Origin of the sequence: Paraburkholderia youngii (genome assembly GCF_013366925.1) — a bacterium.
Lineage (GTDB): Bacteria > Pseudomonadota > Gammaproteobacteria > Burkholderiales > Burkholderiaceae > Paraburkholderia > Paraburkholderia youngii.
In genome coordinates this window covers 569,997-583,077 of record NZ_JAALDK010000001.1, presented here as the reverse complement: position 1 = coordinate 583,077, position 13,081 = coordinate 569,997, and the positions used below count along the sequence as shown (strand labels likewise).

Genomic DNA, 13,081 nt, shown 5'->3' with positions numbered 1-13,081 from the left:
GCTTGCAAAGTGACAGACGCCCGCGGCGCGCGAGCCTCGCCGACCCACGCGCCGCGGCATCCAGCAGGGCTTAATGCTTGACGTCCGCGCCGTCGGTCTGCGCGGCAGCCTGCCCTTCCATCTCCATCTTCATTTCGTTGTTGGCGCTCTGTTTGTCCGCCTTCTGGTTCAGCTTCGCGCCGCGCACCTGCTCCTTGTACTGGTCCTTCGCGGCCTTCTGCTCAGCCTTCAGTTCCGCTTTCGAGGACTTCTTCGCCGCGCGATACTCGGCGTTCGCCTTCGCGTCGGCGTCGCGCTTCTGTACGAACGGGTCGGTCGAGCCCGAAGCCGTCAGACGGCCCGGCGGCGGCGCGGCGACGCCTTGCGCGGCGGGCGCGCCCGGGACTTGCTGCATGCCTTGCGCCGACGGCGGGGCCTGCATGCCTTGGGCGCCAGCCGCGGACGGCGGCGCCATCTCGGCGGCCCCTTGGCTCTGGATCTGCGCCTGACCGCCGATGCCTGTTGCCGGCTGCGCGGTCTGCGCGACGGCGGACGTCGCGGCAAAAACGGTGAGGGCGGTACCGATCAGGAGCGTACGAATCTGGGTCATGGCTATCCTCTCTAGACTTAGTTGTGACACGGGCGGACTCTCTGGCGTCGTGATGACGGAATGGCCCACGCGCCCCGCCCGGTCTATGCGTCGCTGGATGGGTGGCCGGGGAGCGATCCCGGAATACCAGCGGGCTTTGCTGCTGAGGTGGACTTTAGGAGTGAAATCCGTCTGGTGCGACCAGCGTTACGGAACGTTTCACTTTCCGACAACTGAATAACATCTACTTTCATTTGCTTGCGCAATGGCTCGCTGGATGCATTCGAAAAGGCGAGACGGCCTCGAGCCGACGCGCCGCCGTGCACTTGCTTTATGATGCGAACCCCCAACGCGACCCGTGCCCAAGGTGCAAACGCCATGCCCAATCTCAATTTCACGCTGACCGGCGAGTACGTCGAACTCCACAATCTGCTGAAGATCACGGGCCTCGCGGATAGCGGCGGTTCCGCGAAGATGATGGTCGCGGACGGCGCCGTGATGGTCGATGGCCGGGTCGAGACCCGCAAGACCTGCAAGATCCGCGCGGGCCAGGTCGTGTTGCTCGGCGACACGCGGATCGCGGTCCACGAAGGCTGACGCCACTCCGGAAATTCGCAGGACGCCGCGCACCGGAACTGTGCGTTGTCCATCGACATCGCCCGGGCGAGGCAATAAGCTGTCGGTTTCGACAGGTAAACGACGGACCGCGCCACGGGCGAGGAGTCGGCTGACCGGCTCGCCGCCGCGCCGCGGAATTTCTCCGCCCGCTGCCCCGCCGCTCCATCGCCCGTCGGAGCGCGGCGCGATGCAATGCGGCGCCGCTTGCGCCCGCCTCTCCCTGTCGCCACTGCGGTCGCCGCCGCAGTGGCCAACTTTCGCCGCCAGGCATTCGATGACTCAACCCAGCTTCGCCCACGCGGCCAGCCGGCCGCCGACCCTATCCCGCCACGCGGCCGACACCGCGCGGCTCGCCGCGCCGCTCGCGATCGCGCAACTGTCGCAGATGGCGATGAGCGTGACCGACACGATCCTGCTCGGCTCGCTCGGCCCCGACGCGCTCGCCGCCGGCGGCCTCGGCGCGAACCTCTTTTTCGCGGTCGTCACGCTGCTGCAGGGCGTGCTGACCTCGGTCAGCGTCAGCGTCGCGCACGCGCGCGGCGCGCAGAACGACGGCCGCGTGCCGCATATCTACTGGACCGGTTTCTTGCTGTCGGTGCTGCTGGCGGTGCCGGCGTTCATTCTGTTGTCGTTCGCGTCGCACATCCTGCTCGCGTTCGGCGAGCCGAGCCTGCTCGCGCACAACGTCGGCCACTACGCCGCGGTGCTGCGCTGGGGTGCACCCGCGAGCCTGATCGGCGTCGGCCTGATGCGCTCGTTCCTGCCGGCGATCGGCGCGGCGCGGCGGCTGCTGTGGGTGTCGATCGTGAGCGTCGGCGTGAACGGCTTTCTGAACTACGGGCTGATTCACGGCGCGTATGGGCTGCCGCGGCTCGGCTTTCTCGGCTCGGCGGCCGCGACCACGATCACCGTGTGGCTGACCGCGCTCGTGCTGATGGCGCTGCTGCATCTGCGGCCGCGCTTCCGGCATTTCGTCGTCGCGACGCGGCCGAAGCTGCCTTTGATGGGCGAATTGTTCGGCATCGGCTGGCCGGTCGCGATCACCTACGGCGTCGAGTCGACCCTGTTCCTTGCCACCGGCCTGATGGTCGGCCTGCTCGGCGAATCGCAACTGGCCGCGCATCAGATCGCGCTGAACGTCGCGTCGGTCGCGTTCATGGTGCCGCTGTCGATCGGCCAGGCGGCCAATGTGCGAGTCGGCTACTGGGCCGGCGCCGGTCAGCCGCTCGCCGCGCGCCACGCGGGCTTCGTCGCGCTCGCGCTCGGCGTCGGCTTCATGTCCATGTCGGGTCTCGTGCTGATCACCGCGCCGCATTGGATCGTCGGCCTGTATCTGCATCTCGACGATCCGGCCAACGCGCCGACCATCGCGCTCGCCAGTTCGCTGCTCGGCGTGGCGGCGATCTTCCAGATCGTCGACGGGATGCAGGCGGTAGGCTCCGGCTGTCTGCGCGGCCTGAAAGACACCCGCATCCCGATGATCGCCGCCGCGTTCGGCTACTGGGTGATCGGCTTTCCGACCGGCTATCTGCTCGCGTTTCACGCCGGCCTCGGCGCGCGCGGCTTGTGGTGGGGGCTGGCGGCAGGCCTCGCGAGCGTCGCGCTGCTGATGACACTGCGTTTTCACAAGCTGAGCGGCCGGCAACCGCCGACAGTGGCGTCAATCACGCCGCCCGCGCACTCGGTCTGAGCGGCGCAGCGCGCAAGGCTCACTCCTGAAGCACTCACTGTAAAAGGTAAAATGCCCGCCGCTGCACGCGAGCGCTAACCCGCGCTCACGCGCCAGGAACCGCACGACGGCGCGCCTCACCAAGGCAAAAGCCGGACTGGCGCCGCCGGAGCACCCACCATTGCCCGCGACGCGTGCGGCTTCGATTGGCCGCCTGTGTTTGCCGCGCTTTCGCCACGGCGCTTGCCGTAGCCGCTTCACCCGCTTCGGCGCGACGAACGCCGCAACGCCAGCCGACATCCGGCCGCGCCGCGGCCCCCGCTTTCTCGCGATACAACATAACCAAGGACCACCCGCCATGCTTGCCCGCGTCACCCGCCTGTTCCCGCTCTGGGCCGTGCTCGTCTCGGTCGCCGCGTACTTCTCGCCGGCCTCGTTTTCCGGCGTCGCGCCGCACGTCACCACGCTCCTCACGATCATCATGCTGGCGATGGGCGTCACGCTGTCGGCCGGCGATTTCCTGCGCGTGTTCACGCGCCCCGCGCCCGTGATCGCCGGCATCGTGCTGCACTACCTCGTGATGCCGCTCGCCGCATGGGTCATCGCGAAGGCGCTGCGCATGCCGCCCGACCTGACCGCCGGCATGGTGCTGGTCGGCAGCGTCGCGAGCGGCACCGCGTCGAATGTGATGATTTATCTCGCGCGCGGCGACGTCGCGTTGTCGGTGACGATCAGCGCGCTGTCGACGCTCGTCGGCGTATTCGCGACGCCGCTGCTCACGCGCCTTTACGTCGACGCGTCGATCGCCGTCGATGTGCACGGCATGCTGATGAGCATCCTGCAGATCGTCGCGCTGCCGATCGTCGTCGGTCTCGTCGTCAATCATCTGTTCGGTAAGCTGGTGCGCAAGATCGAACCGATCCTGCCGCTCGTCTCGATGGTCGCGATCGTGCTGATCATCGGCGCGGTGGTGGGCGGCACGCAGAAGAGCATCGCGTCGGTGGGCTTCCTCGTGATGGTCGGCGTCGTGCTGCACAACGGCATCGGCCTGCTCGGCGGCTATTGGGGCGGCCGTCTGCTCGGGTTCGACGAAGCCGTCTGCCGGACGCTCGCGATCGAAGTCGGCATGCAGAACTCCGGCCTCGCCGCGACGCTCGGCAAGCTCTACTTCACGCCGATCGCCGCGCTGCCAGGCGCGCTGTTCTCGGTCTGGCACAACCTGTCGGGTTCGCTGCTCGCGGGCGTGTGGGCGGGCCGACCGGCGAAAGGCTCGACGCATCTCGATGGCGAGCGCGCGCTGCACGTCGAGCGCGCCTGATACCGCCCCCGCGCGCCGCGGTTTGCAGCACGTGATCGATCACCGAACCGCGGCGCCCTCGCGACCAACGCGCGGCACTCCGCTGCGTTTGCCGACGTACGCGGAACCCGCCCCAATTCCCTTAGAATGGTTTTCTCGACAGCGGGCACAGGCCTTCGCTGTCGCCACGCGAAAAGCTTGCAACAAGGGGAAAACAGCGTGCAGGGCCAATTCGAACAACATCGGCGGGCCGCGCGCCGCCGCTCGATAGTCAGCACAACGAGCCAAATCTTCCTGCTCTGTTGCGCGGCGGCATTTTTGACCGCCTGCGCGACGAAGCCGCCCGCCACCGCGTTCGACCGCCAGGTGACGCACGCGCTGCCGGCCACCGCCGATACGCCGCTGCGCGAAGCGCTCGCGCCGCTCGAGGCGAAGCATCCGGAGCAGTCGGGTTTCCGTGTGCTGGCGAACGGCACCGACGCGCTGCAAATGCGCATCGCGCTTGCGCGCGCGGCGACCAAAACCCTCGACATGCAGTACTACATTGCCAACGAGGACACCACCGGCAAGCTGCTGCTCGGCGCCGCGTTATATGCGGCCGATCACGGCGTGCGGGTGCGCATGCTGGTCGATGACCTGAACTTCAAGGACATCGACCGCATCATGGCGGGCCTGGACACGCACGAGAACATCGAGATCCGCGTATTCAACCCGTTCGGCAGCGCGCAGGAAGGCTTGTTCGAGCGCACCACGAACCTGTTCACGCAGATCGGCCACTTCACGCGCCGCATGCACAACAAGGCGATGATCGCGGACAACCAGTTGGCGATCGTCGGCGGTCGCAACCTGGGCGACGAGTACTTCAGCGCGAGCGAAACGCTGCAGTTCCGCGACCTCGACGTGCTCGCGGCGGGCCCGATCGTCGCCGACGTCTCCGCGAGTTTCGACGACTACTGGAACAGCGAGCTCGCCTATCCGCTGCGTGCGCTGAACAAGCAGAAGTTCGACCAGAAGGAACTCGACCAGACGCGCGACGACCTGCGCCATCACTGGCGCACCAATGCCGATCCGTACAACGCGAAACCGCTGAACGCGACGCCGCTTGCCGCGCAGATCACGAGCGAGCAGCTCGGCCTCACGTGGGCGGACGCGGAATTCCGGGTGGACCTGCCGGAGAAGATCGAGCATCCGTCGCCGGACTACGTGAGCCCGCCGCTCGCGCGGCTGCGCGAACTGATGCGCGACGCGCAGCACGATTTCCTGATCGTGTCGCCCTACTTCGTGCCGCACGCCGCGGGGGTGCAGGCGGCCAGCGAGCTCACGCATCGCGGCATCCGTATCGCGGTGCTGACCAACTCGCTCGCGGCCACCGACGCGGTCGCCGTGCAGGCCGGCTACAGTCCGTTTCGCGTGCCGCTGCTGAAGGCCGGTGTCGAGCTGTACGAATTCAGGCCGCGCCAGGAAACGCCGAACGTCGGGCTGGTCGGCTCGCGTTCGCGCGCGAGCCTGCATGCGAAAGCCTACGTGATCGACCACAAGATTCTCGTGATCGGCTCGATGAACCTCGATCCGCGCTCGGCCAATCTGAACACCGAGCTGGCGCTCGTGATCCACAGCCCCGAACTGGCGAATCAGGTCGCGAGAATCTTCGAGCGCGGGACCCAGCCGGAGCAGAGCTACCACGTAACGCTCGCGGACTCGGCCCAGCTCGCCTATCTGCGCTCGATCGGCGCGCCGCTGTCGCCGCTCGTCTGGACCGACGTCGAGAACGGCGAGACACGCACGTACATTTTCGATCCGCAGGCCGGTTTTTACCGGAATGTGCTAACCGGTCTATTCTCGTTATTGCCTGTCAACTCGGAACTTTGAGAAGCGGAGTCAACCATGACTGAAGACGTACGGATGGAGCGGGACACCTTCGGCGAAATCGCGGTGCCGAACGCTCGCCTGTGGGGCGCGCAGACGCAGCGCTCGCTGCAGAACTTCAAGATCTCGACGGAAAAGCAGTCGCCCGAACTGATCACCGCGCTCGCGGTGATCAAGCGCGCGGCCGCCGAAGTCAATCTCGGCCTCGGGGTGCTCGACGAGCAGAAGGCGCGCGCGATCATGCAGGCGGCCGACGAGATCATCGACGGCAAGCATCCGGGCGAATTTCCGCTCGCGGTCTGGCAGACCGGCTCGGGCACGCAGACCAACATGAACCTCAACGAGGTGATCGCGAACCGCGCGAGCGAACTGCTCGGCGGCGAGCGCGGCGAAGCGCGCAAGGTGCATCCGAACGATGACGTGAATCGCGGGCAGTCGTCGAACGACGTGTTTCCTACTGCGATGCACGTGGCCGCCGCGGACGCGATCGTCAAGCATCTGCTGCCCGCGCTGAAAACGTTGCGCGATACGCTCGACGGCAAGGCGAAAGCGTTTACCGATATCGTCAAGATCGGCCGCACGCACCTGCAGGATGCGACGCCGCTCACGCTCGGCCAGGAATTCTCCGGCTATGTCGCGCAGCTCGAGCATGGCATCCGGCACGTCGAGTCGGCGCTGCCGCACCTGTACGAGCTCGCACAGGGCGGCACCGCGGTCGGCACGGGACTGAACGCGCATCCGAAGTTCGCCGACAGCGTCGCCGCCGCGATCGGCAAGCTGACCGGTTTGCCGTTCGTGTCGGCGCCGAACAAGTTCGAGGTAATGGCCGCGGCCGACGCGCTCATCTTCGCGCACGGCGCGCTCAAAACGGTAGCGGCGAGCCTGAACAAGATCGCCAACGACATCCGCTGGCTCGCGAGCGGCCCGCGCTGCGGTCTCGGCGAGCTGTCGATCCCGGAAAACGAGCCGGGCAGCTCGATCATGCCGGGCAAGGTCAATCCGACCCAGTCCGAAGCACTGACGATGCTGTGCGCGCAGGTGTTCGGCAATGACGTCGCGGTGAACATCGGCGGCGCGAGCGGCAACTTCGAGCTGAACGTGTTCCGGCCGATGATCGCGCACAACCTGCTGCAGTCGGTGCGCCTGCTCGCCGACGGCGCGCAGAGCTTCAATGACAACTGTGCGGTCGGCATCGAGCCGAATCACGAGCGCATCGATACCTTGCTGAACGAATCGCTGATGCTGGTGACGGCGCTCAATCCGCACATCGGCTACGACAAGGCCGCGCAGATCGCGAAAAAGGCACACAAGGAAGGCACGACGCTGAAGGCGTCGGCACTGGCGCTCGGCTATGTCACCGAGCAGCAGTTCGACGAGTGGGTGCGACCGAACGATATGGTCGGACGCACGGCATGATGATCCGCGAGGCGGCGTGAAGGAAGGCGCGCAAACGGGCGCGCCGCGCGCCGCCCCGCTGCGCTCAGATTTTCCCCTGCGCGACTTCTTCCGGCTTCAGCTCGACGATCGCGTCGAGCGCTTCCTTCACGTCCATCGCGTACCTGGCGAGGCGCTTCTGCTCCTCGGTCTCCGGCAAGAAGGCGGGGACCGGCACCGGATGGCCGTTCTCGTTGACGGCGACCATCACGACGAGACAGTCGGTGGTCTGCAGCAGTTCACCGCCCTTCGGGTCGCCCGCGTGCACCGACACGTGGATGTGCATGCTGGTACGGCCCGTGGCGACGACGCGCGCGCGCAGTTCGACCAGATTGCCGACGAGAATTGGCCGACGAAAACGGATATTGCCGACGCTGACCGTCACGCAATAGCGCCCCGACCATACCGCCGCGCATGCATAGGCGGTTTCGTCGATCCACTTCATCAGCGCGCCGCCGTGCACCTTGCCGCCGAAGTTGACCGAGGTCGGCTCGGCGAGAAAGCGGAAGGTGGTTTCCGAACGGTCCAGAGGTGCAGTGGGAACAGTGCTCATCTTGACTCCGGTCAATCGGATGCATTGAAAGGAGGCGATTATACGAGCGCAATATTGCGCGCGGCGCGGCGTCGCATGGAAGACGCGGCGCGCGGCACGCCGATGGGCCGGCGGTCGGCCTAGTTGTGAAAGGTGATCCCTTGGTCGATGGTGCCGTACATGCTGATGCTGCCGCTGCCGGCCGAGCCCGAGCCGGCTCCGCCCCCTGCGCAGGCGGTAAACAGCAGAACCGTCGCGGCGACGGCCAGAAGCGTTTTCATCACATCGAATTCCTGCAAGAACAGGCTTCGATTCTAGCCTGGCGGCACGAGACGGCGCGGGAACGCGGGCGAGCGTGACACGTCCGTCACATTGATTGTTCACGCAAAGCTGAAACATCGAATACCTGATGCGCGTAAAGTAGGAATCGTGGCGGCGCCCTTTGCCACCCCTTCAGGAGATTCGCGATGACCGCCCCCCTCTTAGACGACCAGAACCACTTCCCCGGTCTAAGCCGCATCGGCGCGCTACTCGCCGATCCCGGCCGCGCCGCGATGCTGTGGGCGCTGATGGACGGCAGCGCGCGCCCCGCGGGGGAACTGACGATGATCGCGGGGCTGTCGCCGTCGGCGGCGAGCGCCCATCTCGGACGGCTCACCGACGGCGGGCTGCTCTCGCTCGAAGTGCGCGGCCGGCATCGCTATTTCCGTATCGCGTCGGCGGACATTGCCGCATCGATCGAAGCACTCGCGAACGTCGCGCAAGTCAGCGCGCCGCAGCGCTCCGTGCCGCGTCCGGCACGCACCGTGCCGCTGGAAATGCGCTTTGCGCGCACCTGCTACGACCACATGGCCGGCGAGCTGTCGGTGCGGATGTTCGAGCGCATGCTCGAGCGCGGGTTGCTGACGCAAAACGGCGCCTCGCTCGAAGCGACCGCGCAGGGCGCCGCCCGCTTCGCCGACTGGGGCATCGACCTCGCCGCGCAGAAGACCCGGCGTCGGCGCTTCGCGTGCACCTGCCTCGACTGGAGCATGCGCCGGCCGCATCTGGGCGGCGCGCTCGGTGCGGCGTTGCTCGACGCGTGGTCGGCGCATGGCTGGGTCGAGCGGACGGAGCGGCCGCGCGTGCTGCGCGTCACGCCGGCCGGCCATCAGCAATTCGATGCGTTTCTGGCCGGATAGACCGCTGAACCGGCTTTGCCGCGGAGCCGCGGGACCCGCGCGAGACCCGCGCGAGACCTTTTGTTACAGGCGAGCGAATCCACCTTACAAATGTGCGGGCCTTGAAACATAGGCGGCAGGTACAGTGACTGAACGGACCCGGCCGATTGCCGCGTCCGCCGGAGATCAGTCATGACACACGCCAAGCAACCCGTGCTGCAAGCGGGGATTCATCGCCGGATCAGCGGCTATACGCTGATCGCGGCCGCGGTCGTCGCGCTCGCCGCGCAAACCGCTCTCGCGCAGGAAGCGCCACCTGCGCCACCAGCCGCGGTAGCCGTCGGGGCGGGCGGCGAAGCGTCCGGGGGTGATCCGCCTGGACGCATCGCGCGTCTGAACTACACGGCCGGGGCCGTGACCACCGAGCCCGCCGGCGCGACCGACTGGTCGTATGCGCAGATCAACCGGCCGCTGACGACCGGCGACCAGCTGTGGAACGACCAGAACGCCCGCTCCGAGCTGCACATCGGCTCGACCGCGGTGCGCCTCGGCCAGAACACGAGCCTCGACGTGCTCAACCTCGACGACTCGACCGCGCAGCTGAAAGTCGCGCAAGGCACGCTGTCGACACGCGTGCGCGAACTCGCGCCGGGGTCGTCGTATGAAATCGACACGCCGAATCTTGCGCTCGGCGTGAACGGTCCCGGCGACTACCGCGTCGACGTCGCGCCCGACGGCAGCGGCACGACCGTCACCGTGCGCAGCGGCAGCGCGATTGCGTACGGCGACGGCGGCCAGGTGCCGATTGCGGCGGGTCAGCAGATCCGCTTTGCCGGCACCAACCTGCAGCAACTCGCCGACAACCGCGCGCCCGCCGCCGACGAGCTCGACCAATGGGCCGCCAGCCGCGACGCCACCGAAGACCGCTCGCTGTCGGCGCGCTACGTGTCGCGCGACATCCCCGGCTACGAGGATCTCGATGCCAACGGCACATGGCGCGAGACGCCGCAGTACGGCGCAGTGTGGGTGCCGAACGCGACGCCGGCCGGCTGGGCGCCGTATCACGACGGCCACTGGGTCTGGCAGGCGCCGTGGGGCTGGACCTGGGTCGACGACCAGCCTTGGGGCTTCGCGCCGTACCACTACGGCCGCTGGGCCGACATCGACGGCGCGTGGGCCTGGGTGCCCGGTCCGCTCGAAGCGGACGTGGCGCCGGCCTATGCGCCGGCGCTGGTCGCGTTCGTCGGTAATGACGACGGCGGCGCCGACTGGGGCGTCAACCTGGCGGTCGGCGGCGTCATCGCGGCGGGGGTCGCGTGGTTTCCGCTCGGGCCGGGCGAGCCGTGGCATCCGCATTGGGGCGATCACGATCGCTGGAGCGCCGGCTATTACAACCGCGTGAACCGCGCGACGATCTACAACGACTACCACCGCAACGTGAACACGTACGTGAACTATCGCGTGCCGGGCTGTGTGACGGCCGTGCCGGCGACCGCGTTCGTGCACGGTCAGCCGGTCCGACGCTTCTCGCAGAAGGTCGACCCGGCGCAGTGGCGCAACGCGCGAATCAATCCGGGCGCACCGGGGATCGCGCCGGTGCGCGAAAGCTTCGGGTCGGATCTGCGGCGTGCGAACTATCGGCCACCGGCGAGCGTCGCCGGCCGGCCGGTCGTCGCGACCCGCAATCCCGTCATGCCCGCCGCTTTCCACGACGAACTCGCGCAGCGCTTCGCGCAAAGCGGCGGCCGGGTGCCCGGCGGTGGCCAGCCGGTCGTGCGCACCTCGGTACCCGCGCATATGACCGCTGCACCTGGCGCGCTGCCGATGGCGAACGTGCGGGTCGTGCAATCGCATGTGCCGGGACGTCCGCCGGGGATGGCGGCAGGTGCGCCAGGTACGCCTGGCGCAATGGGCGGCAACGCGCCGCATGGCGTCGAACAGGCCGGTCAGCGGCCCGGCGAAGCTGGCGCCGTGGTGCCGCGTGGCGAGGCGCCTGCGCAAGCGCGTGCGGGCATGCCGCCGCAGATGGTCGGCAACGGGCGTCAGCCGCAGCCCGGCGAGAGTGCGCTCGTGGGCAATCTGGGCCGTCCGTCGAACGGTGTGCCGCGGCCACCGCAAGCAGTCGGCGGTAATCCAGCCGACGCGGCAGCGCACGCAGGGCAGCACGGCGCGCCGCAGGAATGGGGCGCGGTCGGCAGGTCTCAGCCCGCATGGACGCAGCCGCATCCGCCGATGGCGCAGCAGGCGCCGCGCATGGAACAGCCCGGCCACCCGCAACAGCCGGGCTTCCCGCCGCAGTCCGGTGTGCCGCATCCGCCGGAAAACCCGGGCGCACAGCAACAGGCGCATGGGTCGAACTGGCATCCGCCTGCGATGCAACAGGCGCCGCGCGCCGTCCCGCCGCAGCAACCGCGTACCGAACCACAAATGCAGCAGGCGCAACAGCCGCATTTCGAACCGCATCCGCAGCCGATGCCGCAAGCCCCTCGGCCCGAGCCGCAGTTGCAGCAGGCGCAGCAGCCGCATTTCGAGCCGCGTCCGCAGCCGATGCCGCAAGCTCCTCGGCCCCAGCCGCAATTCCAGCAGGCGCAGCAGCCGCATTTCGAGCCGCGTCCACAGCCGATGCCGGTGCCGCAAGCCCGGCCAGAGCCGCGTCCGCAGATGCAGATGCAGCAGCCACGCCCCGAACCGCGGCCCCAGCCGGTGCAGCAGCCACGTCCGCAACCCCAGCCGCAACCGCAGCACGCCGAGCAGCACCAGGGCGGCGGCAATCGCGACGACCATCACAGGAGCTGAGCAGGACACCTGCCGTTCCGGCAACGAAAAAGCCCCGCGATACACGCCATCGCGGGGCTTTTCCATATCGGGGGGCGAACGCTATCGCGCCGCTTCCACGGACATCAGATCGCCATTGGCGCCGTCAGCGGCTCGTGATGCTGATAGCCGATCAGCGAGAAATCCGCCGGCTCGATTTTCTCGAGCCATTCCGGCTCGTACACCCCGGTCTTTGCGTAGTCGGGCACGCGATCGGAAATCGCGAGCCGCGGACTCTCGTACGGCTCGCGCTTGAGTTGCTGATGCAGCATATCCAATTGATTCTCGTAGATGTGCGCATCGCCGATGAAATAGCTGAACCAGCGCGGCGTATAGCCCGTCAGCCGTCCGACCAGGTGCAGCAGCGCCGCACCCTCGGTCAGATTGAACGGCGTGCCGAGCCCGACGTCGTTGCTGCGGATATACAGGCACAGCGAAATTTCGCGGCGCGTCACGTTCGGCAGGAACTGGTACAGCAGATGGCAAGCCGGCAGCGCGATCTGATCGAGCACGGCCGGATTCCAGGCATGGAACAGAATCCGTCGATCGGCGGGGTTCTGCATGATCGTGTCGAGACACTGGCGCAGTTGGTCGATCGCCTTGTAAAGCAGTACCTTCGAGCGGCCATCTTCGTCGAACTGCGTGATCACGCGAAAACCGCGCGCCTGCGCGTCGGCCAGCTGCGCACTGGCGCTGGCGTCGAGCGCCTTATAGGCCGGCCACTTGCGCCATTGCACGCCGTACACGTCACCGAGATCATCGGGGCCCTCGCGATACGGATTGGCGAGCCACTGCGCGTTCTGATTCGCGTTGCCGTCCCACACCTTGCAGCCGAGCTCACGGAAATCCGCGGCGCTGCGCGAAGCACGCAGGAACCCGACCAGCTCGCCGACCGCCGACTTGAACGCGAGCTTCTTCGTCGTGACCGCGGGGAAGCCTTGCTGCAGATCGAAGCGCAGCATCGCACCGGGCATGCTGATGGTGCGGATGCCGGTGCGGTTTTCCTGCCACGTGCCGGTATCGAGAATCGTGCGGACGAGGTCCAGGTATTGTTTCATGCGGTTTCCTTCGACGCGGCGCGAACCCGATCAGGCGCGCTCACGGAATTGAGCAAAGCCCGATT

At 67.5% G+C, this 13,081-nt stretch carries 11 protein-coding genes; 7 read left to right on the top strand and 4 right to left on the bottom strand.

The genetic code is table 11. The annotated features are described in order from the left end of the window. Positions 1-70 precede the first annotated feature (70 nt). Positions 71-589, bottom strand: a complete 519-nt coding sequence (locus G5S42_RS02750; protein WP_176105432.1) for a hypothetical protein — start codon at positions 587-589, stop codon at positions 71-73. Between the two features lie 357 nt (positions 590-946). Between G5S42_RS02750 and G5S42_RS02745 the strand changes: the two genes are divergently transcribed. From G5S42_RS02745 to fumC, 5 genes are all read left to right on the top strand, one after another. Further along, complete coding sequence (locus G5S42_RS02745) at positions 947-1,165, top strand: RNA-binding S4 domain-containing protein (RefSeq protein WP_013090085.1); 219 nt, start codon at positions 947-949, stop codon at positions 1,163-1,165. A gap of 295 nt (positions 1,166-1,460) precedes the next feature. After that, positions 1,461-2,876 carry an MATE family efflux transporter gene (locus G5S42_RS02740; protein WP_176105431.1) on the top strand — a complete coding sequence of 472 codons (1,416 nt, stop codon included), beginning with the start codon at positions 1,461-1,463 and terminating at the stop codon, positions 2,874-2,876. A gap of 337 nt (positions 2,877-3,213) precedes the next feature. Next, positions 3,214-4,173: a ketopantoate/pantoate/pantothenate transporter PanS gene (panS, locus tag G5S42_RS02735; protein ID WP_176105430.1), complete on the top strand. Its 960-nt coding sequence runs from the start codon at positions 3,214-3,216 to the stop codon at positions 4,171-4,173. Positions 4,174-4,299: 126 nt separating this feature from the next. Next, positions 4,300-6,021, top strand: a complete 1,722-nt coding sequence (locus tag G5S42_RS02730) for a phospholipase D family protein (RefSeq protein WP_246391781.1) — start codon at positions 4,300-4,302, stop codon at positions 6,019-6,021. A 15-nt stretch (positions 6,022-6,036) separates the two neighbouring features. Continuing rightward, positions 6,037-7,434, top strand: a complete 1,398-nt coding sequence (gene fumC / locus G5S42_RS02725; RefSeq protein ID WP_176105429.1) for a class II fumarate hydratase — start codon at positions 6,037-6,039, stop codon at positions 7,432-7,434. A gap of 64 nt (positions 7,435-7,498) precedes the next feature. On the opposite strand, the gene G5S42_RS02720 is transcribed toward fumC, so the two are convergent. Together G5S42_RS02720 and G5S42_RS02715 are read right to left on the bottom strand one after the other, a co-directional pair. Then, positions 7,499-8,005, bottom strand: coding sequence for an acyl-CoA thioesterase (locus G5S42_RS02720; RefSeq protein WP_176105428.1), 507 nt, complete (start codon positions 8,003-8,005; stop codon positions 7,499-7,501). A 119-nt stretch (positions 8,006-8,124) separates the two neighbouring features. Further along, on the bottom strand, positions 8,125-8,265 hold the full coding sequence (locus G5S42_RS02715) for a hypothetical protein (protein ID WP_176105427.1): 141 nt from the start codon (positions 8,263-8,265) through the stop codon (positions 8,125-8,127). 186 nt (positions 8,266-8,451) lie between these two features. On the opposite strand from G5S42_RS02715, the gene G5S42_RS02710 reads away from it, so the two are divergent. Further along, positions 8,452-9,165, top strand: a complete 714-nt coding sequence (locus tag G5S42_RS02710) for an ArsR/SmtB family transcription factor (RefSeq protein WP_176105426.1) — start codon at positions 8,452-8,454, stop codon at positions 9,163-9,165. A 171-nt stretch (positions 9,166-9,336) separates the two neighbouring features. Continuing rightward, on the top strand, positions 9,337-11,940 hold the full coding sequence (locus tag G5S42_RS02705; protein WP_176105425.1) for a DUF6600 domain-containing protein: 2,604 nt from the start codon (positions 9,337-9,339) through the stop codon (positions 11,938-11,940). 104 nt (positions 11,941-12,044) lie between these two features. Here G5S42_RS02705 and G5S42_RS02700 read toward each other — a convergent pair whose 3' ends face one another. After that, positions 12,045-13,016 carry a thymidylate synthase gene (locus tag G5S42_RS02700; RefSeq protein WP_176105424.1) on the bottom strand — a complete coding sequence of 324 codons (972 nt, stop codon included), beginning with the start codon at positions 13,014-13,016 and terminating at the stop codon, positions 12,045-12,047. Positions 13,017-13,081 lie beyond the last annotated feature (65 nt).